The 23,030-nt window shown below is 53.7% G+C and carries 21 protein-coding genes and 1 rRNA gene; 14 read left to right on the forward strand and 8 right to left on the reverse strand.

The annotated features are described in order from the left end of the window. Positions 1-90: 90 nt before the first annotated feature. The 8 genes from ACHHZ7_RS21865 to ACHHZ7_RS21900 all read left to right on the forward strand — a co-directional run bounded on the left by ACHHZ7_RS21865 (position 91) and on the right by ACHHZ7_RS21900 (position 6,636). Positions 91-1,044, forward strand: a complete 954-nt coding sequence (locus ACHHZ7_RS21865; RefSeq protein WP_060683082.1) for a sugar-binding transcriptional regulator — start codon at positions 91-93, stop codon at positions 1,042-1,044. 69 nt (positions 1,045-1,113) lie between these two features. Next, complete coding sequence (locus ACHHZ7_RS21870; RefSeq protein ID WP_032942076.1) at positions 1,114-1,920, forward strand: SDR family oxidoreductase; 807 nt, start codon at positions 1,114-1,116, stop codon at positions 1,918-1,920. Positions 1,921-1,929: 9 nt separating this feature from the next. Next, positions 1,930-2,337 carry a mannose/fructose/sorbose PTS transporter subunit IIA gene (locus tag ACHHZ7_RS21875; RefSeq protein ID WP_003031647.1) on the forward strand — a complete coding sequence of 136 codons (408 nt, stop codon included), beginning with the start codon at positions 1,930-1,932 and terminating at the stop codon, positions 2,335-2,337. After that, on the forward strand, positions 2,337-2,831 hold the full coding sequence (locus ACHHZ7_RS21880) for a mannose/fructose/sorbose PTS transporter subunit IIB (RefSeq protein WP_048236368.1): 495 nt from the start codon (positions 2,337-2,339) through the stop codon (positions 2,829-2,831). Before ACHHZ7_RS21875 ends, ACHHZ7_RS21880 begins: the two co-directional genes overlap by 1 nt. Before the next feature lie 65 nt (positions 2,832-2,896). Beyond that, complete coding sequence (locus ACHHZ7_RS21885) at positions 2,897-3,694, forward strand: PTS mannose/fructose/sorbose transporter subunit IIC (protein ID WP_192463990.1); 798 nt, start codon at positions 2,897-2,899, stop codon at positions 3,692-3,694. Between the two features lie 11 nt (positions 3,695-3,705). Next, on the forward strand, positions 3,706-4,530 hold the full coding sequence (locus ACHHZ7_RS21890) for a PTS system mannose/fructose/sorbose family transporter subunit IID (RefSeq protein WP_060683081.1): 825 nt from the start codon (positions 3,706-3,708) through the stop codon (positions 4,528-4,530). Positions 4,531-4,598: 68 nt separating this feature from the next. Beyond that, positions 4,599-5,822 carry an L-sorbose 1-phosphate reductase gene (gene sorE, locus ACHHZ7_RS21895; protein ID WP_060683080.1) on the forward strand — a complete coding sequence of 408 codons (1,224 nt, stop codon included), beginning with the start codon at positions 4,599-4,601 and terminating at the stop codon, positions 5,820-5,822. A gap of 1 nt (position 5,823) precedes the next feature. After that, a complete protein-coding gene (locus ACHHZ7_RS21900) occupies positions 5,824-6,636 on the forward strand; it encodes a shikimate 5-dehydrogenase (RefSeq protein ID WP_060683079.1) in 813 nt (270 codons plus the stop codon). A gap of 49 nt (positions 6,637-6,685) precedes the next feature. On the opposite strand, the gene ACHHZ7_RS21905 is transcribed toward ACHHZ7_RS21900, so the two are convergent. Then, positions 6,686-6,847 (reverse strand): hypothetical protein, encoded by a 162-nt coding sequence (locus ACHHZ7_RS21905; protein ID WP_225624892.1) that lies wholly within the window; start codon positions 6,845-6,847, stop codon positions 6,686-6,688. A 275-nt stretch (positions 6,848-7,122) separates the two neighbouring features. On the opposite strand from ACHHZ7_RS21905, the gene ACHHZ7_RS21910 reads away from it, so the two are divergent. The 4 genes from ACHHZ7_RS21910 (at position 7,123) to pepE (ending at position 9,326) form a co-directional block, all read left to right on the forward strand. Then, positions 7,123-7,674 carry an AAA family ATPase gene (locus ACHHZ7_RS21910; protein WP_060683077.1) on the forward strand — a complete coding sequence of 184 codons (552 nt, stop codon included), beginning with the start codon at positions 7,123-7,125 and terminating at the stop codon, positions 7,672-7,674. A gap of 263 nt (positions 7,675-7,937) precedes the next feature. After that, positions 7,938-8,255, forward strand: coding sequence for a type II toxin-antitoxin system RelE/ParE family toxin (locus ACHHZ7_RS21915; protein WP_060683076.1), 318 nt, complete (start codon positions 7,938-7,940; stop codon positions 8,253-8,255). Further along, the gene (locus ACHHZ7_RS21920; protein ID WP_032942057.1) at positions 8,248-8,526 is read left to right on the forward strand and encodes an addiction module antidote protein; all 279 of its coding nucleotides are present in this window, start codon (positions 8,248-8,250) and stop codon (positions 8,524-8,526) included. Before ACHHZ7_RS21915 ends, ACHHZ7_RS21920 begins: the two co-directional genes overlap by 8 nt. A 110-nt stretch (positions 8,527-8,636) precedes the next feature. Then, positions 8,637-9,326 (forward strand): dipeptidase PepE, encoded by a 690-nt coding sequence (gene pepE / locus ACHHZ7_RS21925; RefSeq protein ID WP_060683075.1) that lies wholly within the window; start codon positions 8,637-8,639, stop codon positions 9,324-9,326. Positions 9,327-9,441: 115 nt separating this feature from the next. Here the strand turns inward: pepE and ACHHZ7_RS21930 are convergent, their stop codons facing one another. Both ACHHZ7_RS21930 and metH read right to left on the reverse strand, forming a co-directional pair. Continuing rightward, a complete protein-coding gene (locus ACHHZ7_RS21930; RefSeq protein WP_003826514.1) occupies positions 9,442-11,073 on the reverse strand; it encodes a Na/Pi cotransporter family protein in 1,632 nt (543 codons plus the stop codon). Between the two features lie 220 nt (positions 11,074-11,293). Continuing rightward, a complete protein-coding gene (metH, locus tag ACHHZ7_RS21935) occupies positions 11,294-14,977 on the reverse strand; it encodes a methionine synthase (protein ID WP_057068603.1) in 3,684 nt (1,227 codons plus the stop codon). Positions 14,978-15,172: 195 nt separating this feature from the next. On the opposite strand from metH, the gene iclR reads away from it, so the two are divergent. Beyond that, positions 15,173-15,997, forward strand: coding sequence for a glyoxylate bypass operon transcriptional repressor IclR (gene iclR / locus ACHHZ7_RS21940; protein ID WP_003826510.1), 825 nt, complete (start codon positions 15,173-15,175; stop codon positions 15,995-15,997). Between the two features lie 86 nt (positions 15,998-16,083). Here the strand turns inward: iclR and aceK are convergent, their stop codons facing one another. From aceK to metA, 4 genes are all read right to left on the reverse strand, one after another. After that, positions 16,084-17,865 (reverse strand): bifunctional isocitrate dehydrogenase kinase/phosphatase, encoded by a 1,782-nt coding sequence (aceK, locus tag ACHHZ7_RS21945; RefSeq protein WP_060683074.1) that lies wholly within the window; start codon positions 17,863-17,865, stop codon positions 16,084-16,086. A gap of 102 nt (positions 17,866-17,967) precedes the next feature. Next, a complete protein-coding gene (gene aceA, locus ACHHZ7_RS21950) occupies positions 17,968-19,272 on the reverse strand; it encodes an isocitrate lyase (protein ID WP_003826506.1) in 1,305 nt (434 codons plus the stop codon). A 31-nt stretch (positions 19,273-19,303) separates the two neighbouring features. Next, positions 19,304-20,905, reverse strand: a complete 1,602-nt coding sequence (aceB, locus tag ACHHZ7_RS21955) for a malate synthase A (RefSeq protein ID WP_060683073.1) — start codon at positions 20,903-20,905, stop codon at positions 19,304-19,306. A 268-nt stretch (positions 20,906-21,173) separates the two neighbouring features. Next, the gene (metA, locus tag ACHHZ7_RS21960) at positions 21,174-22,103 is read right to left on the reverse strand and encodes a homoserine O-succinyltransferase (protein ID WP_003826503.1); all 930 of its coding nucleotides are present in this window, start codon (positions 22,101-22,103) and stop codon (positions 21,174-21,176) included. A gap of 158 nt (positions 22,104-22,261) precedes the next feature. Here metA and ACHHZ7_RS21965 point away from each other — a divergent pair, with 158 nt between their 5' ends. Then, entirely contained in the window at positions 22,262-22,699 is a 438-nt protein-coding gene (locus tag ACHHZ7_RS21965) for an acetyltransferase (RefSeq protein WP_003826501.1), read from the forward strand. Between the two features lie 214 nt (positions 22,700-22,913). Here ACHHZ7_RS21965 and rrf read toward each other — a convergent pair. Beyond that, positions 22,914-23,029 (reverse strand): 5S ribosomal RNA (gene rrf, locus ACHHZ7_RS21970). Position 23,030 lies beyond the last annotated feature (1 nt).

The following is a 23,030-nucleotide window of genomic DNA, read 5'->3' on the forward strand; positions in this document are numbered from 1 at the left end:
TGAAAATAGCTTTGAGATGGAGAACAGATGGGGTTATATCAGATCAAGAAGGCAATTTCGTGATTTGCACAAATGTGCAGGAGTCCAAAAATGGCGACGGAAAACAGCGATGATATCCGCCTGATCGTAAAAATAGCGCAGCTGTATTACGAACAGGATATGACACAAGCGCAAATAGCCCGCGAGCTGGGTATTTATCGCACCACGATCAGCCGGTTACTAAAACGTGGACGCGAGCAGGGTATCGTCACCATCGCCATTAATTACGACTACAACGAAAATCTGTGGCTGGAACAGCAGCTAAAACAGAAATTTGGCCTGAAAGAGGCGGTCGTAGTTTCCTGCGATAGCGAGCAGGAAGATGAACAACTTAATATGATGGGCGTACATGGCGCACAGTTGCTGGAACGCTTACTGGAACCTGGGGACATTATCGGGTTCTCATGGGGCCGCGCGGTACGGGGACTGGTGGAAGGATTATCTCCTGCCAGCCAGTCGCGCCAGCTGATCTGCGTACCGATTATCGGCGGACCATCCGGCAAGCTTGAAAGCCGCTACCACGTCAATACGCTGACCTACGGCGCTGCGGCAAAGCTCAAAGGGGAATCACACCTGGCAGATTTCCCGGCACTGCTGGAAAACCCGCTGATCCGTAACGGGATCATGCAGTCACGACATTTTAAATCGATTTCTGCGTACTGGGATAATCTGGACATCGCGCTGGTCGGGATTGGATCTCCGGCGATACGTGATGGCGCCAACTGGCACGCCTTTTACGGCTGTGAAGAGAGTGATGACCTGCATGCCCGCCAGGTCGCCGGAGACATTTGCTCGCGCTTTTACGATATCAACGGTGTAACCGTAGAGACCAATATGAGTGAAAAGACGCTCTCCATCGAAACCAATAAATTAAAACAGGCGCGTTACTCCATTGGCATTGCAATGGGTGAAGAAAAATACAGTGGGATATTAGGCGCATTACGTGGGAATTATATTAACTGTTTAGTCACCAACAGTCATACCGCTGAATTATTGTTGAAGTAAATAAATTCTAATTGGTCCTGCCATAATTAATTTTATGTGGGATCCCCTTATCTGAATCGGGAGTTTATTATGCAAACGTGGTTAAACTTGCAGGGCAAAGTCATTATTGTTACCGGTGGCGCATCCGGAATTGGTCTGGCGATTGTCGAAGAGTTATTAGCGCAAGGCGCTAATGTACAAATGGCAGATATTCATGGCGGAGAAGGTAAATACGATAGCCATGACGGGTATCATTTCTGGCCAACGGATATTTCCAGTGCCAAAGAGGTTAATCATACTGTCGCTGAAATTATCCAACGCTACGGACGTATTGATGGGCTGGTAAATAATGCTGGCGTTAATTTTCCGCGTCTGCTGGTCGATGAAAAAGCACCCGCCGGGCAATACGAACTCAACGAAGCTGCTTTCGAAAAAATGGTTAATATCAACCAGAAAGGTGTGTTCTTAATGTCGCAGGCAGCGGCACGCCAAATGATAAAACAGCGTAACGGCGTGATTGTGAATGTCTCTTCCGAAAGCGGACTGGAAGGTTCTGAAGGTCAAAGCTGTTACGCCGCGACCAAAGCCGCATTGAATAGTTTTACCCGTTCCTGGTCGAAAGAGTTGGGCAAACACGGCATCCGCGTGGTTGGTATTGCACCTGGCATTCTGGAAAAAACCGGACTGCGGACCCCCGAGTATGAAGAAGCGCTGGCCTGGACCCGCAACATCACCGTCGAACAGCTGCGCGAGGGCTACACCAAGAACGCGATCCCGATTGGTCGTTCAGGGCGCTTAAGCGAAGTTGCTGATTTTGTTTGTTATCTTTTATCTGAGCGCGCCAGTTATATTACCGGAGTAACCACTAACATTGCGGGCGGAAAAACGCGCGGCTAAGGAGGTTTTATGGTCAATGCAATCTTCTGTGCTCACGGCAAACTGGCCTGCGCCATGCTGGAATCGGTACAGATGGTCTACGGTGATGCCAACGTTGAAGCCGTGGCATTTGTCCCCGGAGAGAACGCCAGCGACATTGTGGAAAAGCTAAAAAAGTTAGTAAGTATTCACACTGGAGATGAATGGCTGATTGCCGTCGATTTGCAATGTGGCAGTCCCTGGAATGCCGCTGCGACGCTGGCGATGCACAATCCGGCGATACGGGTCATTAGCGGGTTATCACTGCCGTTGGCGCTGGAACTGGTAGACAACCAAAGCAGTATGAATGTGGATGAACTGTGCGAACACCTGACGACCATTGCTCAACAAACCTGTGTCGTCTGGAAGCATCTGGAAACGGCCGAAGAGGATTTCTGATGAACATTACCCTTGCTCGTATTGATGACCGCCTGATCCACGGTCAGGTCACCACCGTCTGGTCGAAGGTGGCGAATGCCCAACGGATTATTATCTGTAATGACGACGTTTATAACGATGAAGTACGTCGCACATTATTACGTCAGGCTGCCCCACCGGGAATGAAAGTGAACGTCGTTAATATCGAAAAGGCGGTCGCGGTTTACCATAATCCGCAATACCAGAACGAAACCGTTTTTTATCTATTTACCCGCCCACAGGATGCATTAGCAATGGTCAAGCAAGGCGTGAAAATCGCCACGTTAAATATTGGTGGCATGGCCTGGCGGCCTGGTAAAAAACAATTAACCAAAGCCGTTTCTTTAGATAACGACGATATTCACGCGTTTCGTGAGTTAGATAAACTGGGTGTTACGCTGGATTTACGCGTTGTCGCATCCGATCCATCTATTAATATTCTCGAAAAAATAGAAGAACAATCGTTCGCTGAATAAATAAAAATGCCTGTGTACTTATGCTTTAACAGGCAGGGATGATCACATTCACAAGGTGACATATTATGGAAATAAGTACCCTACAAATTATCGCCATATTCCTATTTTCCTGTATTGCCGGAATAGGCAGCGTGCTGGATGAGTTCCAGACCCACCGTCCGCTAATTGCTTGTACCGTTATCGGCCTGATCCTCGGTGATTTAAAAACCGGGATTATGCTCGGCGGCACGCTGGAGTTAATCGCCCTTGGCTGGATGAACGTCGGCGCAGCGCAGTCTCCCGATTCGGCGCTCGCCAGTATTATCTCCGCCATTCTGGTTATCGTCGGTCAGCAAAGCATTGCTACCGGTATCGCCATCGCCCTGCCGGTGGCGGCGGCAGGTCAGGTGCTGACGGTATTCGCCCGTACCATCACCGTGGTGTTCCAGCACGCGGCGGATAAAGCAGCCGAAGACGCCCGCTTTCGCACCATCGACATGCTGCACGTTTCCGCTCTCGGCGTACAGGCGCTGCGCGTTGCCATCCCTGCATTAATCGTCTCGCTGTTTGTCAGCGCCGATATGGTCAGCAATATGCTCAACGCCATTCCGGAATTCGTCACCCGCGGATTGCAGATTGCCGGTGGCTTTATCGTGGTGGTCGGCTACGCCATGGTGCTGCGCATGATGGGCGTGAAGTACCTGATGCCCTTCTTCTTCCTCGGGTTTATCGCTGGGGGTTATCTCGATTTGAGCCTGCTGGCTTTCGGTGGGGTTGGTGTGATTATCGCGCTGGTCTACATCCAGTTGAACCCACAGTGGCGTAAAGCCGAACCGCAGACGCAACCCGCCTCTTCTCAAGCTCTCGATCAGCTTGATGACTAATGGAGCCAGCCATGGAACAGAAAAAACTGACCAAATCCGACCTGTTTAGCATGTTTGTTCGCTCCAACCTGCAACAGGCGTCATTCAACTTTGAACGCATTCATGGACTGGGCTTTTGCTACGACATGATCCCTGCCATCAAGCGCCTGTATCCGCTGAAAGAGGACCAGGTTGCAGCACTCAAACGCCACCTGGTGTTTTTCAACACTACGCCTGCCGTTTGCGGCCCGGTGATTGGCGTGACCGCCGCGATGGAAGAAGCTCGCGCCAACGGTGCGGAAATTGATGACGGGGCCATCAACGGCATCAAAGTTGGGCTGATGGGCCCGCTGGCCGGTGTTGGCGACCCGTTGGTCTGGGGAACATTGCGCCCGATTACCGCCGCGCTCGGCGCATCGCTGGCACTGTCCGGAAACATTCTCGGCCCACTATTGTTCTTCTTTATTTTCAATGCAGTACGTCTTGCCATGAAGTGGTACGGCTTACAGCTTGGCTTTCGTAAAGGGGTCAATATCGTCAGCGACATGGGCGGCAACCTGCTGCAGAAACTGACCGAAGGCGCATCGATTCTCGGCCTGTTTGTCATGGGGGTGTTGGTCACTAAATGGACCAGCATCAACGTGCAGCTGGTGGTATCGCAAACGCCTGGCGCAGACGGCACCACCGTCACCATGACCGTGCAGAACATTCTCGACCAACTCTGCCCCGGCCTGCTGGCGCTGGGTCTGACGCTGCTGATGGTGCGTCTGCTCAACAAGAAAATTAACCCGGTATGGCTGATCTTCGCCCTGTTTGCGCTGGGGATTATCAGTAACGCGCTGGGTTTCCTGTCCTGATTTTTTCGCCCCGGCGATGCCGGGGCTACTTCAACAAATAGTCCTCGAAAGAGGAAGAGGTGGTAACAATGCAAACAACAACAGCTTTACGCCTTTATGGTAAACGCGATCTGCGCCTGGAAACCTTCGATCTTCCTGAAATGCAGGACGATGAAATTCTGGCCTCAGTCGTAACCGACAGCCTGTGCCTTTCTTCCTGGAAAGAGGCTAACCAGGGCGAGAACCACAAAAAGGTGCCGGACGATGTGGCTACCAACCCGATCATCATCGGTCACGAGTTTTGCGGCGATATCATTGCCGTAGGCAAAAAATGGCAGCATAAGTTTCAGCCCGGCCAGCGCTATGTCATTCAGGCTAACCTGCAACTGCCGGATCGCCCGGACTGCCCCGGCTACTCCTTCCCGTGGGTGGGCGGTGAAGCCACGCACGTCATCATTCCTGATGAAGTCATGGAGCAGGACTGCTTGTTGGCTTACGAAGGCGAAACCTATTTTGAAGGCTCGTTGGTTGAGCCGCTGTCCTGCGTGATTGGCGCATTCAACGCCAACTATCACCTACAGGAAGGCACGTATAACCACAAGATGGGCATTCGTCCGCAGGGGCGTACACTGATACTCGGCGGCACCGGGCCGATGGGACTACTGGCGATCGACTACGCGCTGCATGGTCCGGTTAACCCGGCGCTGCTGGTGGTGACCGACACCAATAACGACAAGCTGAGCTACGCCCGCAAGCACTATCCATCAGAACCACAAACGTTGATCCATTATCTCCACGCCCAGGATGCAGGTTATGACACCTTGATGGCGCTTAGCGGCGGGCACGGGTTTGATGACATCTTTGTGTTTGTACCCAACGAACAGTTGGTTACGCTGGCCTCTTCTTTGCTGGCTGCCGATGGTTGCATGAACTTCTTTGCCGGTCCGCAGGATAAGCAGTTTAGCGCACCGATTAACTTCTACGACGTGCACTATGCCTTCACCCATTATGTTGGGACATCTGGCGGCAATACCGACGACATGCGCACGGCGGTAAAACTGATCGAAGAGAAGAAAGTTCAGGCGGCAAAAGTGGTGACGCACATTCTGGGATTGAATGCGGCAGGTGAAACAACGCTGGAACTGCCGCAGGTCGGTGGAGGTAAAAAACTGGTTTACACCGGAAAATCATTGCCGTTAACTGCGCTCACCCAGATTGACGATCCGGCCTTGCGCGCTATCCTGGAGCGTCATCAGGGGATCTGGTCGCAGGAAGCCGAACAGTACATATTGTCTCACGCCGAGGAAATTTAACATGATTAACCGCGACACCCAGTTGTGCATGTCGCTTGCCGGTCGTCCCGGCAACTTTGGCACACGCTTTCATAACTATCTGTATGAAAAATTAGGGTTAAATTTTATCTACAAAGCCTTTACTACGCAGGATATTGAGGCCGCAGTCAAAGGCGTTCGCGCACTCGGGATTCGCGGCTGTGCGGTCTCTATGCCGTTTAAAGAGAGCTGCATGCCGTTTCTGGATGCCATCGATCCTTCCGCAAAAGTCATTGATTCCGTCAACACCATCGTCAATGACAACGGTACGCTGACAGGATTTAACACCGACTACATTGCGGTAAAAAGCCTGATTACCAGCCACCAGCTTGATAACCACGCACGCGTCATGATCCGCGGCAGCGGTGGAATGGGTAAAGCGGTCATTGCTGCATTTCGCGATGCCGGTTTTCACGATGTAATCGTCGCCGCCCGTAACCGGGAGAGCGGTCCGGCGCTGGCAAAACAGTACGGTTTCCAGTGGCAACCGCAGCCGGAAGGGATTACCTGCGATATTCTGGTCAACGTGACGCCTGTCGGCATGGCTGGCGGTAAAGAGAGCGATGAGCTGGCCTACAGCGAAGCAATGGTCGCTGCCGCCAGCGTGGTGTTTGACGTCGTCGCCCTGCCGCCGGAAACACCGGTAATCAAACTGGCACAGCAATTAGGTAAAAAGACCATCAGCGGTGCAGAGGTGATTGCCTTACAGGCCGTAGAGCAGTTCGCCATGTACACCGGCGTACGCCCGGATGACGCGCTAATCGCCGAAGCGGCAGAATTTGCGCGGGCGGGGTAAAGAAGCAGGAACAGAGCGCCAGGGATGGGCGCTCTGTCTATTTTAGGTACTATACAACAGCGAACAGTTGCTGGTCAGCTTTCGCTTCCAACTGCGCCAGCGCGGGAATCAATTGGCTGATGTTGACCAGACTGTGTCCTAACTGGCATATGCTCTCATACGCAAAATGTTCCTGACCTTCCCCCCCCATGGTCAGCAGGCTTTCGCCCATAAAATTCAGCGTCTGGTACAACCCTGCCAGCGCCTCTTCACAGCCAAACGATAGCGCCAGATTTTCTTCAGTAGTGAGATGGCTACAATCAAGATGGCGGAACGCCTCGGCGAGTGAGAAATAAAGTAGATCGGCCTGTGAAATGAGAGAATAGCGGACATTAAAATGGGGATAAAACGTAGTTAGTCATGCCATCAGCAGGTAATATGACGATACGCAAAAAGTACGCCATCAATTGCTAAATCATCGCGTCTAAGAAGGTTTGGGAGAGTTCAATGTCTTCAGCGTTTCAGCATCGATTCATTCTGACTGGTGGCCCAGGGTCAGGCAAAAGCACGATAATTGATACGATTATAAAACGAGGGTTTTGGTGTTCTAAAGAAGCTGGAAGAGGTGTGATCCAAGACCAGGTTAACATCGGCGGCGATGCATTACCGTGGGCCAACCAGACTGCATTTGCAGAGCTGATGCTATCCTGGGAAATGCGTTCGTGGCATGAAGCGGAAGGGCATACACAACCCTGCTTCTTTGATCGTGGTGTTCCTGATGTTGTAGGTTATTTATGTCTTTCTGAACTTACCATACCGAGGCATCTGGAAAACGCCATCGAGAAATTTCGCTATAACCGAATCGTATTTATTGCACCACCCTGGCGTGAAATATATGTACAGGACACAGAGCGCAAACAATCTTTCGATGTTGCCATCGCGACATATCACGCAATGGTAAAAACATACCGTATGTATGACTATCAGTTGATTGAATTACCATGTGTTTCTGTAGAAGAGCGAGTGGATTTTATTCTTTCCAGGATAAAACCCTGCTAAGACGGCAACTACGTGTAGTGGTGAATCACCATGCATGAATCTGTCATATTCTAGTGGACATATAGCTTCCGCCCCTGGCACAAAGCCCTCCCAATCCCCTATCATCGATTCTCGTATCAACCGCAGCATCCTGATAAACTACGTATTATTGCGAGACACTTTCCTGTTTCCTCCAGCAAGCATTTCCCCTTACTCCCCATTTTTTTACTCTCTAGTCTCAACTTGTCAATTCATAATGTAGTTTATAAAATACATGGAACGTCATCATGGAAATTCTTCAGACAATGGTTTTCCAGCGTTGGGAGCACAACCTACGGGACAGGAGAGCTAAAACGCTCATTGCTACACGCCTTTTTCGTCTGGCTAATGGTTTAGCTGGTGATGTTAAACCTGTTGGGGAAGGCGTCAGCGAAATGCGCATTTCTTACGGTCCTGGCTACAGGATTTACTTTAAACAGCAAGGTTGCCGCATCATCATTTTGTTATGTGGGGGCGATAAAAGCTCACAAGCCAACGATATTACTCTTGCAAAAATGCTCGCCCGTACACTGGATTCACAGGAGGTCTTCTGCCATGAATAAACTTACTCACTACGATCCCGCGACTGCGCTGGTTGATGATGAAGAAATTGCCGTGTTTATGGCCGATGCCCTCGAAACAGGCGATGCAGCATACATTGCAAAAGCACTGGGCGTGGTAGCTCGCGCTAAGGGAATGGCGAACATTGCGGCAGAAACGGGATTATCCCGCGAGCAGCTTTATCGCTCTTTTAGTGAGAAAGGTAACCCGACGCTGAAAACCACCCTTGCAGTGATGAAGGTACTCGGCATTGAATTGACACTTAAAAAATAGCCTCAGCTTCTGTCTCCCCCTTCCAACATCGTGAGCCATATCAGTAAGGCGTTTGGCTGATAGTGGTAGCATTAGCGCGGTTTGTAATTTTCTGATTACATGGAGAAATGATGGAACTGCTTTTATTGAGTAACTCGACGCTGCCGGGCAAAGGCTGGATGGAACATGCGCTGCCGCTGATTGCTGAACAACTGAATGGTCGCCGTACGGCGGTGTTTATTCCGTTCGCTGGCGTGACGCAAACCTGGGATGAGTACACGGCGAAAACGGCAGCCATCTTTGCGCCAATGGGCGTCAACGTTACGGGTATTCATACCGTTGCCGATCCGATTGCCGCTATTGAAAACGCAGAGCTGGTGATTGTCGGCGGGGGTAATACCTTCCAGTTACTGAAAGAAAGCCGCGAACGCGGACTGCTGGCGCCGATTGTGGATGTCGTCAAACGCGGTGCGCTGTACATCGGCTGGAGCGCGGGTTCCAACCTTGCCTGCCAGACCATCCGCACCACCAACGACATGCCGATTGTCGATCCAAAAGGTTTTGATGCCCTGAGTCTGTTCCCGCTGCAGATTAACCCACATTTCACCAACGCGCTGCCGGAAGGCCACAAAGGCGAAACGCGTGAACAGCGTATCCGCGAGCTGCTGGTTGTGGCACCGGAGCTGACGGTGATTGGCCTGCCGGAAGGGAACTGGATTAAGGTAAGTAACGGTCAGGCCGTGCTCGGCGGCCCGAACACCACGTACATCTTTAAAGCGGGTGAAGAGGCGGTTGCCGTTGAAGCAGGCCACTGCTTTTAGTTGATTTGTTGTCTGATGCCGGATGGCGGCTTCGCCTTATCCGGCCTACAAGATCGACGACAACATTGCCGGATGGTGGCATAAATGCCTTATCCGGCCTACTGTTTTACCTCACTCAAAAATCATCCCGCCCATCGTCTTCATCCGGCTGTTCCAGCACGCTGTAAGCCACGGAGCAAAACAGCGAGTTCAGACGCTGCATATCGCCCAACAGCGCCAGGTGCAAGGAGCTGGTTTCGATGCTCTGCACGTTCTGCTGATGCAGACGGTCAACGTGCGCATGCGAATAACGACGATTGAGAATACGGAAGCGGTGCTTGCTGCGGCGCAGACGGCGGGCGCTGGTCACATCTCCTGAGAAGAACACCGACATCGCCAGCTGCAGATTGCTGAGCAACTGATCGTAGAGCGCATCCAGTTCTTTCAGCCCTTCGACAGAGAATGCCCGGCGAGCAGCCAGCGACTTATCGGCTATCTCGCTGCCCATACGTTCGACAATATCGGAAGCCTGCTCAAGGTTGAGCGACATTTCGATAATCTCCGCCCAACGGCGCGATTCCTCTTCCGCCAGCTCATCCTTTGGCATCCGCGCCAGATAGAGCTTAATTGCCGTGTACAGCACGTTAATATCATCCGCCATCCTGCGCAGCTCTTTCTCTTCACGCGGTTCGCCGTGCATTACTTTCTTCAGCCCGTCCATCATCTGCTCCATCGCGTCACCGATACGCAGGGCTTCACGGGCGGCATTGGCCAGCGCGAGCGTCGGCGTATCCAGCGCGCTGACGTCCAGATGTTTGGGTTTCAGATGTGCATCCAGCTCCGGCTCATCGCGGATGATACGCTTACAAAAACGCGCCATCGGTTCGGCGAACGGTACCATCGCCACACAGCGCACCAGGTTGTAGAAGACGTGGAAGTAGATAACCAGTTCAGATTTCGGTAGCGGCAGTTCATCCATCAGATTGGCCAGCGGATGAACAAACGGCAGGATAATCAGGCTCCCCACCAGCTTAAATAGCAGGCTACCGAGCGCCACACGGCGTGCTGCGGCGTTAGCGGCGCTGTTATTCAACATCGCCAGCAGGCCGGACCCGAGGTTGGCACCAATCACCAGACACAACGCCACCGGGAACGAGATAATGCCTGCCGCGGTCAGCGTGGCCGTCAGCAGTACCGCCGCCAGGCTGGAGTAACTGATAATCGCAAACATGGCGCCAATCAGCGCATCGAGCATAATATCGCCGGTGAGCGAGGCAAAAATAACCTGTACACCATTAGCCTGGGTGATCGGCGTTACCGCCTGCACAATCAGCTCCAGCGCCAGCAAAATCAACCCCAGCCCAATACCGACCCGCCCCAGTTGCCCCACGCGGGACTGCTTACGCCCGAGAAAGAAGATCACGCCGATAAAAATCAGCAGTGGTGACAGCCAGGAGAGATCGAAGGTCAGGATACGCGCCATCAGCGCGGTCCCCACGTCGGCGCCGAGCACTATGACCAGCGCAGGGGTAAGCGCCACGAGATCTTGTGCAACAAACGAGGTCACCAGCATGGTGGTGGCGTTGCTGCTTTGCACCAGCGCCGTTACGCCGATACCCGCACAAAAGGCGAGCGGCTTCTTTTCAACACTACGGCTGAGCACGGTACGCAAACGGGCGCCGAAGACGCGCATCACGCCGGTACGCACAATATGCGTACCCCAAACCAGCATCGCGACCGCAGAAAGCAGGTGTAACAGAGTTAACACGGAATCAGGTTCTCCTTATTTTTATGTTTTTTTGAGGCTCATTTGCCTGATGGCGCTGCGCTTATCAGGCCTACAAATCATCCCTATGTAGGCAGGATAAGGCGTTTACGCCGCCATCCGGCAACGGCCCCCTTTCAGTATAAGGGTTTAAACGTAATAAAGAGACAGGGCACTCATTGAGCGCCCTGTTTGTTGTAAAGAAAGATGACAGTTTTGTGAATCAGTCGGCGTCATAGCCGAGGTTCGGCGCTAACCAGCGCTCCACTTCCGCCACGCTCATCCCTTTACGGAAGGCATAATCTTCAACCTGATCGCGCTGGATTTGCGCCACGGCGTAGTACTTGCTGTCCGGATGACTGAAATACCAGCCGGAAACCGACGCGCCTGGCCACATGGCGAAGGATTCGGTGAGCTTCATCCCGGTGTGCGCTTCCACATCCAGCAGTTCCCAGATGGTGGCCTTTTCAGTGTGTTCCGGGCACGCCGGATAGCCCGGCGCCGGGCGAATCCCCTGGTAGTTTTCGCGGATAAGCTCCTCGTTACTGAGGTTCTCATTCGCCGCATAGCCCCAGTAAACTTTACGCACGCGCTCATGCAGATACTCCGCGAATGCTTCCGCCAGACGGTCAGCGATCGCTTTCACCATGATCTTGTTGTAGTCGTCGTGCTGGGCTTCGAAGGCATCCGCCAGCGCATCTTCCTCAAGACCACCGGTCACCGCGAAAGCACCGATGTAATCCGCTTTGCCGCTCAGTTTCGGCGCAACAAAGTCAGACAGGCAGTAGTTGGCGAAACCGACTTTTTCCGTCTGCTGGCGCAGATGATGGCTCACGTTGATGACGTGCGTACGCGTCTCGTCACGGTAAATCTCGATGTCGTCACCCACGCGGTTGGCCGGGAATAACCCCACCACGCCACGCGGATTCAGGGTCTTCTCGGTGCTGAGTTTATCCAGCATGTCGTTAGCGTCTTTGAACAGGCGCTTCGCCTCTTCTCCTACTACCTCATCTTCGAGAATGCGCGGGTACTTCCCGGCCAGCGACCAGGTCATAAAGAACGGCGTCCAGTCGATGTAATTGCGCAGAGTTTCGATGCTGGCTTCCACTTCCTGCACGCCCAGACGGTGCGCCACCGGCGGGGTGTAGTTTTCCCAGTCGAAGGCCAGATCGTTGTCGCGGGCAGCCTGTAACGTTACTGGCGGGGTACGCGGTTTCTTACGCGCATGCTGGATACGCACGGTTTCGTACTCTTTACGCGTACGGGCGACAAAGTCATCACGCTGGGTGTCAGAGAGCAGCGCAGCCACCACGCCAACGGTACGCGAGGCGTTCTGCACGTACACCGTCGGGCCGCTGTAGTTCTGCTCGATTTTCACCGCCGTGTGCGCTTTTGAGGTGGTCGCGCCGCCAATCAGCAGCGGAATAGTGAATCCCTGACGCTCCATCTCTTTCGCCACGTTGACCATTTCGTCCAGCGATGGGGTAATCAGCCCGGAAAGGCCAATCAGATCGGCATTCACTTCACGCGCCGTTCTGAGGATTTTCTCCGCGGGCACCATCACGCCAAGATCGACGATTTCGTAGTTGTTACATTGCAGCACCACGCCGACAATGTTTTTGCCGATATCGTGCACATCGCCCTTCACGGTCGCGATGACCATTTTGCCGTTGCTGGAGCCTTTCTCTTTGCTGGCCTCAATGTACGGTTCGAGGTACGCCACCGCCTGCTTCATCACGCGGGCGGATTTCACCACCTGCGGCAGGAACATTTTGCCCTCGCCGAACAGATCGCCAACGACGTTCATGCCGTCCATCAGCGGTCCTTCAATAACTTCGATCGGACGCGCAGCCTGCTGGCGCGCTTCCTCGGTATCCAGCTCAATAAACTCGGTAATGCCTTTCACCAGCGAGTATTCGAGGCGCTTTTTCACGTCCCAGGTGCGCCACTCCGCCATCTGGGCATTCGCCGTGTCGTCGGTTTTACTGCCGCGATATTTCTCTGCCAGCTCCAGCAGTCGTTCGGTGCCATCGTCACGACGGTTGAGGATCACATCTTCAACAGCATCGCGCAGCTCGGCGGGCAAGTCGTCGTAAATAGCCAGCTGTCCGGCGTTGACGATCCCCATGTCCATGCCGTTGCGAATGGCGTAGTAGAGGAATACCGCGTGAATGGCTTCACGTACCGGGTCGTTGCCACGGAACGAGAATGAAACGTTAGAAACGCCGCCGGAGATCAGCGCGTGCGGCAGTTCGCGTTTGATATCTTCACACGCGCCGATAAAGTCCTGCGCGTAGTTGTTGTGCTCATCAATACCGGTCGCGACAGCAAAGATGTTCGGGTCGAAGATGATATCTTCCGGCGGGAAGCCCACCTCTTCGGTAAGAATTTTGTACGCCCGACGGCAGATTTCGATTTTACGTGCGCGGGTGTCGGCCTGCCCTTGCTCGTCAAAGGCCATCACCACCACCGCGGCACCGTAGCGACGCAGCAGCTTCGCGTGATGGATAAAGGTCTCAACCCCCTCTTTCATCGAGATGGAGTTAACGATGCCTTTACCCTGAATGCACTTCAGCCCTTTCTCGATAACGTCCCATTTCGAGGAGTCGATCATAATCGGCACGCGGGCGATATCCGGCTCACCGGCGATCAGGTTGAGAAAACGCACCATTGCCGCTTCGGCGTCGAGCATCCCCTCATCCATGTTGATATCGATGATCTGCGCGCCGCTTTCCACCTGCTGACGGGCGACGTCCAGCGCTTCGCTGTATTTCTCTTCTTTGATCAGGCGTTTAAACTTCGCCGAACCGGTGACGTTGGTACGCTCGCCAACGTTCACAAACAGGCTGTCGTCGCCGATGTTCAGCGGCTCAAGGCCGGAAAGGCGGCAGGCAACCGGGATTTCCGGCAAGCGGCGCGGCGGTAAGCCATCCACTGCGCGGCTCATGGCGGCGATATGTTCCGGCGTGGTGCCGCAGCAGCCGCCGACGATATTCAGGAAACCGGCCTCAGCCCACTCGCGAATCTGCGCCGCCATGGTGTCGGCGTCGAGATCGTATTCACCAAAGGCGTTCGGCAGACCGGCGTTCGGGTGCGCGGTGACGTAGCATTCAGCAATGCGCGACAGTTCCTGCACGTACTGGCGCAGCTCGTCCGGGCCTAACGCGCAGTTCAGACCGAAGGTCAGCGCATCGGCGTGGCGCAGGGAGTTGTAGAATGCTTCGGTAGTCTGGCCGGAGAGCGTACGCCCGGAAGCATCGGTGATGGTGCCGGAGAGCATAATCGGCAGCTCAACGCCCAGCGCTTCGAATTCGGTTTTAACCGCGAAAATAGCGGCTTTGGCGTTCAGAGTATCGAAGACGGTTTCAATCAGGATCAGGTCACTGCCGCCTTCCACCAGCGCTTTGGTGGATTCACGGTAGGCGGCCACCAGCTGATCAAAGGTAATGTTGCGGTAAGCCGGGTCGTTAACATCAGGCGAGATAGACGCCGTACGGTTCGTTGGGCCGAGCACGCCCGCGACGTAGCGCGGTTTTTCCGGCGTGCGCGCCGTCCATTCGTCAGCCGCCGCACGCGCCAGTTTGGCTGCCGCAAAGTTGATTTCCGCCGACAGGGATTCCATCTGGTAATCCGCCATGGCGATAGTCGTCGAGTTAAAGGTGTTGGTTTCGATGATATCCGCGCCCGCCTCAAAGTAGGCGTTATGGATGGCGGCGATGACCTCCGGTTTGCTGAGCACCAACAGGTCGTTGTTGCCTTTCAGATCGCACGGCCAGTCGGCAAAGCGTTCGCCGCGGAAATCCTCTTCGCTCAGACGATATCCCTGGATCATGGTGCCCATACCGCCGTCCAGCACCAGAATACGTTCATTTAACTGCTGACGTAATTGTTCTACTTTGCTGCTCACACTCGCTCCCGACAACGCTCAACCAGACCGAAAAAAACTCAACAGGTCATACTGGCACAAACCTGAGAGGCGGAAAAGAGAACAACGGCCAACATGAGACATGTTCAGCTTCACTCATCCGATCAGTACAGGAATTCTTGCATTATAATTGAATAAAACGAAAATAATTTCCACGATACAGAAAAGGAGTCTGCCATGGTAGCCACTGTCCCCGCGAAACGCGGTAGAAAACCCGCCGCTGCTACTGCGCCTGCAACCGGGCAGGTTCAGTCTCTGACCCGCGGTCTGAAGCTGCTGGAGTGGATTGCGGAATCCAACGGCAGCGTGGCGCTGACCGAGCTGGCGCAGCAGGCTGGCCTGCCAAACTCCACGACTCACCGTTTGCTGACCACCATGCAGCAGCAGGGTTTTGTCCGTCAGGTGGGTGAATTAGGCCACTGGGCCGTAGGTGCGCATGCGTTCATCGTCGGCAGCAGCTTTTTGCAAAGCCGTAATCTGCTGGCGATTGTCCATCCGATCCTGCGCAAGCTGATGGAAGATTCCGGTGAGACGGTAAACCTGGCCGTGCTGGATCAAAGCGATCATCAGGCCATTATTATCGACCAGGTGCAGTGCACCCAACTGATGCGCATGTCCGCGCCTATCGGCGGCAAGCTGCCGATGCACGCCTCCGGTGCGGGTAAAGCGTTTTTATCCCAACTGAGCGAAGAACAAGTGACTGGCCTGCTGCACCGCAAAGGCCTGCATGCTTATACACACGCCACGCTGGTGTCGCCAGTGCATCTGAAGGAGGATTTGGCCCAGACGCGCAAGCGCGGCTATTCCTTTGATGATGAGGAACATGCGCTGGGTCTGCGCTGCGTGGCGTCGTGCATTTATGACGAGCACCGCGAGCCGTTCGCTGCGATTTCCATTTCCGGACCCATTTCGCGTATTACCGACGATCGCGTGACCGAGTTTGGCGCCATGGCGATCAAAGCGGCGAAAGAAGTAACGCTGGCGTACGGCGGATTTCGCTAAGATGGGGTTGCCGGGTGGCGGCTACGCCTTACCCGGCCTGCTATCCAGGGTTAGGGCAGATTTGTAGGCCTGATAAGCGTAGCGCATCAGGCACGGCGCACATTGCCGGATGGCGGCGCAAGTGCCTTATCCGGCCTACGGTCGGTTTCATAACGCACGCTGAACCGCTGCCGACGTCGGTAGGCGTAAACATCTTCCACGTGACCGTTTTTGATGCGCGTCTGTAGGCCGCGCCAGTAGTCAGCGCTGAACAGGTCAGCGTGCATCTCTTCAAATAGCGGCCCTATACGCGGGTCGGCACATAGCCAGTGACGAAATTCTTCCGGGAAGACATCTCCCGGCGATACGCTGTACCACGGCTCAGCGCTCATCTCATCTTCCGGGTAGCGTGGCGGCGGGATATGGCGGAAATTCACCTCCGTCATGTAGCAGATTTCATCGTAATCGTAGAACACCACACGCCCGTGACGGGTCACGCCGAAGTTCTTAAATAGCATATCACCGGGGAAAATATTGGCGGCGGCCAGCTGACGAATGGCGTTGCCGTACTCTTCAATGGCATCGCGCAGTTGCTGACCTTCGACCTGCTCCAGCCAGATATTCAGCGGCACCATCCGTCGTTCGATATACAGATGGCGAATGACAATCTGATCGCCGAGATCGGTAATTTTTTCCGGGGCTTCCTGCAATAACAGCGCCATCAGCGCCGGATCGATTTGCCGTTTCTCCAGCACAAAATTCTCGAATTCCTGGGTGTCAGCCATCCGCCCAACACGATCGTGTTCTTTGACCAGTTGATAGCAGGCGCGGACGTGGGCGGCAGACATCTCTTTTTGCGGGGCAAATTTGTCTTTGATGATTTTAAACACCCGGTCAAAACCCGGCAACGTAAACACCAACATCACCATGCCGCGGATCCCCGGCGCTTCAATAAACTGCTCATCGCAATGGGCAAGATAGAGCAGATATTCGCGGTAACTTTCGGTCTTCGCGTGTTTCTGACAGCCAATCGCCATGTACAGTTCGGCGGTGGTTTTACCGGGCAGGATCTCGCGCAGCCACTCCACCAGCGCCGCGGGCAAAGGGGCGTAAACCATAAAATAGGAGCGGGCGAAGCCAAACACAATGCTCGCCTCCGCCGTCGTGGTCAGACAGGTATCGACAAACAATTCGCCTTCATCAGTCCGGTGAATTGGCAGTAAAAACGGTAGCGTCCCCGAAGGAGTAATCAACTTACCGGCCAGCCAGGCGGCCTTGTTGCGATAAAACAGTTCGTTCGCCACCTGTAAATGGCAACCCGACAACACATCCGCTCCCAGGGTTTCGGTCAGGTGTTCGATGATGTAGTGGATATCACGATGTTTGTTCTGCCACGGCAGACGCAGGGGCAGATCGCTAAGGACACGCGTCAGCAGCCACTCCCAGCCGGTATCCGGAAAAAAGTCTTTCGCCAGCGGACGTGGGATCGTGCGAAAACGGCGCTCTGGCTGAGAACTGAAAATAAACAGCCGCTCGGGAGTCAGCGAGCGGTGGTCAAATAACCGACAGTAAACGGAGTTAAAGAAACTCTCCGCAATCTCGAAGCGCGGGTAATCCGGCAGTAGTCGGGTGTAATGCTCTTTCACGCGAAGTAAAAAATCCGCGTCGGTACTTTTGCCGTCAGTAATGCAGCGCAACTGCTCCACCACCAGACCCACGTGATGATCGTAAAGGTGAATACGGCTTTTCATCGCCTGCTGAACCGCATGCCAGTCGGCATGTTCAAAACGCTGCTGCGCGCCGGAGGTGACTTCCAGAAAACGCCCGTACTGGGCGTCGAAACCTTGCAAGATAGTCTGAGCAATCAGTAATTCCAGGCCACGCGTCATCAATGTCTCCCATCCGGCACAACGTCATGCCGGATGGCGCGTTCGCTTATCCGGCCTACATCCCTTCGTAGGCCCGGTAAGCGCAGCGCCACCGGGCATTGATCAAAACTGCGATTCTTCGGTCGAGCCGGTCAGCGCGGTCACCGAGGAAGCTCCGCCCTGAATGATGGTGGTGACTTTGTCGAAGTAACCTGTGCCCACTTCCTGCTGATGGGAGACGAAGGTGTAACCGTCTTTAGCTGCCGCAAATTCTGGCTGCTGAACCTTCTCAACATAGTGGCGCATGCCTTCACCCTGCGCATAGGAGTGCGCGAGGTCGAACATGTTGAACCACATGCTGTGGATACCCGCCAGGGTAATGAACTGGTATTTGTAACCCATATCCGACAGCTGCTGCTGGAAGCTGGCGATAGTTTTGTCATCCAGGTTTTTCTGCCAGTTAAACGACGGCGAACAGTTGTAAGCCAGCAGTTTGCCAGGGTATTTCGCGTGGATCGCATCGGCAAAGCGCTTCGCCAGCTCAAGGTCCGGCGTGGAGGTTTCACACCACACCAGATCCGCATACGGTGCGTAGGCCAGACCACGGCTGATCGCCTGCTCAATACCCGCATGCGTACGGTAGAACCCTTCGCTGGTACGTTCGCCAGTGATGAACTCGCTGTCATATGGGTCGCAATCAGACGTAATCAGATCGGCTGCGTCGGCATCGGTACGTGCAATCACCAGCGTCGGCACACCCATGACGTCGGCAGCCAGACGGGCGGCCACCAGTTTCTGGATAGCTTCCTGCGTCGGAACCAGCACTTTGCCGCCCATGTGACCACATTTTTTCACCGATGCGAGCTGATCTTCGAAGTGAACAGCCGCTGCACCAGCCTCAATCATCGATTTCATCAGTTCAAACGCGTTCAGTACGCCGCCAAACCCTGCTTCCGCATCGGCAACGATCGGCAGGAAGTAATCGACATAGCGAGGATCGTTCGGCTCAATACCGGTTGACCATTGGATCTGATCGGCACGACGGAATGTGTTGTTGATCCGATCAACCACCGCCGGGACGGAGTTCGCCGGATACAGCGATTGGTCCGGGTACATGCTGGATGCCAGGTTGGCATCTGCCGCCACCTGCCAGCCTGAAAGGTAGACCGCTTCAATACCGGCTTTCGCCTGCTGCAGCGCCTGACCGCCGGTCAGCGCGCCGAGGCTGTTGATATAACCTTTCTTCGATTCGCCGTGCAGCAGACGCCACATTTTCGCCGCGCCAAGCTGCGCCAGCGTGCATTCCGGGTTGACCGAGCCACGTAATTTCACCACTTCCTCCGCACTATATGGACGGGTGATGCCTTCCCAGCGCGGTTGAGTCCATTCTTTCTGTAATTCTTCGATTTGTTGAGTACGGGTTTTCATGTGCAGATGCTCCATATTGTTATGTGGTGAATTACGCCAGCAGGCGGTAGCCTGGCAGGGTCAAGAAATCGATCAGTTCATCAGAGGTAGTGATTTGCTCCATCAGGCGCGCGGCATCGTCAAAACGCCCGCTGCTGTAGCGGTGTTCGCCCAGCTCGTCCTGAATCACCAGCATCTCTTCGGCCAGCATCTGACGGAACAGCGGTTTGGTAACCGGCTTGCCGTTGCTGAGCGTCTTCTCGTGGTGGATCCACTGCCAGATGGAGGTACGGGAGATTTCGGCGGTGGCCGCGTCTTCCATCAGACCGTAAATCGGTACGCAGCCGTTACCGGAGATCCACGCTTCGATGTACTGCACCGCGACACGGATATTGGCGCGCATGCCTTCTTCAGTACGCTCACCTTCACAAGGTGCCAGCAGTTGCTCTGCGGTAATCGGGGCATCTTCTTCACGGGTCACGAACAGCTGATTTTTGTTTTCACCGAGTACGTCGTTGAACACCGCCATGGCGGTATCTGCCAGTCCCGGATGGGCAATCCATGTGCCGTCATGACCGTTATTCGCTTCCAGTGCTTTGTCCGCTTTTACCTTGGTCAGAACCTGGTTGTTACGCTCCGCATCTTTGCTGGGAATGAACGCAGCCATGCCGCCCATAGCGAATGCGCCACGTTTATGACAGGTTTTAATCAGCAGACGCGAATAGGCGCTGAGGAATGGCTTATCCATCGTCACCACCTGACGGTCCGGCAGCACGCGATCCGGGTGGTTCTTCAGCGTTTTGATATAGCTAAAAATGTAGTCCCAACGACCGCAGTTCAGACCCACAATGTGGTCACGCAGGGCGTGCAGAATTTCGTCCATCTGGAAGACGGCAGGCAGCGTTTCAATCAGCAGGGTCGCTTTAATGGTGCCGCGCGGCAGGTTAAAGCGGTCCTCTGCATAGCTGAACACTTCGCTCCACCATGCCGCTTCTTGCCAGGCCTGCGTTTTTGGCAGATAGAAATAAGGGCCGCTGCCTTTCGCCAGCAACGTTTTGTAGTTGTGGAAGAAATAGAGGGCAAAGTCGAACAGGCTGCCCGGGATAGATTCTCCACGCCAGGTGACGTGTTTTTCCGGCAGATGCAGACCACGAACGCGACATACCAACAGAGCCGGATTAGGCTTGAGCTGATAAATTTTACCCGCTTCGTTGGTGTAGCTAATGGTGCCATTGACCGCATCGCGCAGGTTGATCTGCCCGTCGATAACTTTGCTCCACTCAGGAGCCAGTGAATCTTCGAAGTCAGCCATAAAGACTTTGACGTTCGCGTTCAGCGCGTTGATGACCATCTTGCGCTCAACGGGTCCGGTGATCTCTACGCGGCGATCCAGTAAATCATCAGGAATTCCGCGAATTTTCCAGTCACTTTCACGAATGGAAGCTGTTTCCGAAATAAAATCAGGCAACTTACCGTCATCAATATCCTGCTGCTGCTGGATACGTGCAGCCAGAAGTTTATTCCGCTTTGGCGTAAATCTTGTCACCAGTTCAGTCAGAAACTCCACTGCTTCAGCGGTCAGAATTTGCTGTTCCTGTTCGCCACGCGGCCTGGTGAAGAGCAGTTCATCGGTTGTCGTTGCCTGTTGATTCATTGCGTAGTTCCTCGTCATTGATCCAAACACATCCCCAATGCGAACGAAGGATCGTTGTGCGCTTTTCGTTCAGCACAACTAAGACTACTCATTTAAATTTCAAAATCAAAAACAATTTCCATTTTTAATTTAATTATCAATTAACCTATTGATAACAATATAAATAAAATTTAATTACACGATGAGGTGCGTTTCGGAAATAAAAAAGGCACCCGAAGGTGCCTGATTCAATATGCTGAAACGCTTAAGGATCGTCTGCTACAGAAGATTAATCCAGCGTTGGATTCATGTGACGCAGATCATATGGCGTGATCTGGTAGACGTAATAGTTGAGCCAGTTGGTAAACAACAGATTACCGTGGCTACGCCAGGTTGCCCGCGGTTTGTTTTGCGGGTCATCTTTCGGGAAATAGTTATAGGGTACTTCCGGCGATAAGCCCGCTTCGACGTCACGAAAATATTCGCTGCCGAGTGTATGGTCGTCATACTCAGGATGACCCGTCACGAAGGCGATACGTTTGTCTTTGCTGGCAAACAGGTAGGCATCTCCCTCTTCGGTTTCAGCAAAGATCTCGAGATCGGTGTAGTCGCGGATAAGCGCTGCAGGGAAATCAGCATAGCGCGAATGCGGGGCCAGGAACGCATCATCGAATCCACGCGTCAGTAGCGCATGAGGGTGCAGAATATGGTGCTCATAGACGCCTGAGAGTTTGTCCGTGCGGGTTTGCTTGGGAATTCCGTACAGGATATTCAACGCGGCCTGCACCGCCCAACAGACAAATAGCGTCGAGGTAACGTGATCTTTGGCCCATTCAAGCACTTGCTTAATCTGCGGCCAGTAAGCCACATCATTAAATTCAACCAGGCCCAACGGGGCGCCGGTCACGATCAATCCGTCAAAGTTCTGATCGCAGATATCCTCGAAATTACAGTAAAAGTTATTCAGATGCTCCGTTGGGGTGTTGCGTGACTCGCGGGCATCGATGCGCAATAGCTGAACATCTACCTGCAGCGGTGAGTTAGACAGTAAGCGCAGGAACTGGTTTTCCGTTTCAATCTTCTTGGGCATCAGGTTGAGGATGAGCACCTTCAGTGGACGAATTTCCTGACCGGAAGCGCGGGATGTCGTCATCACGAAGACGTTTTCCTCACGCAAAAAATTGACGGCGGGTAGCTCGTCCTGCACGCGAATTGGCATAACCTGATAACCTCACAACATACGTTTAAACGTTTAGACATCCAGATAGCTGAAGATACCCAGGAATCATGCGAATGTCGAGCCTGCATCCTCAAGTTGAGAAAGTTTCACGGCTCCTTGCTGTAGAATAGTGCAGTAAAGAAAAAAAGGAGAATGCTATGAACCTTACCATTCGTCGTTCGCGTCAGGACGAAGGAGATAAGTTAGTTTCTATTTGGTGTCGCTCAGTAGATGCCACGCACCATTTCCTCTCTGCGGATTATCGGATTGAGCTGGAGGAGCTGGTACGTTCATTTTTACCAGAAGCCCCTCTGTGGGTTGCAGTGACAGAACAGGATGAGCCCGTCGCTTTTATGCTCCTGACCGACCAGCATATTGATGCTTTGTTTGTCGATCCGGATGTGCGTGGTAGTGGTGTTGGTAAACTGCTGATTGAACATGCTTTATCAATGAGTTCAACGCTAACAACCAACGTTAACGAGCAGAATGAGCAAGCGGTTGGATTCTATAAGAAGATGGGATTTAGCGTGACGGGACGTACAGAGGTGGACGATCTCGGACGACCGTACCCGTTACTCAACCTCGTACGCGGGTAGCAGGACTAGCTTTTGTAGGCCGGATAAGGCGATACGCCGCATCCGGCAATGTACCGCCGCGTTGCCTGATGCGCTGCGCTTATCAGGCCTACAAAATACGTTCAGCCCGGCCCCTGTAGGCCGGATAAGGCGGCACGCCGCATCCGGCGGTTTTCATTCCGCACAGACGCAAAAAAGCCCATCCGGCAGGATGGGCTTCTTCACTTTATTTGATGCCTGGCAGTTCCCTACTCTCGCATGGGGAGACCCCACACTACCATCGGCGCTACGGCGTTTCACTTCTGAGTTCGGCATGGGGTCAGGTGGGACCACCGCGCTACAGCCGCCAGGC

This window comes from Citrobacter freundii complex sp. 2024EL-00216 (assembly GCF_043945515.1).
Classification (GTDB): Bacteria; Pseudomonadota; Gammaproteobacteria; order Enterobacterales; family Enterobacteriaceae; genus Citrobacter; species Citrobacter portucalensis.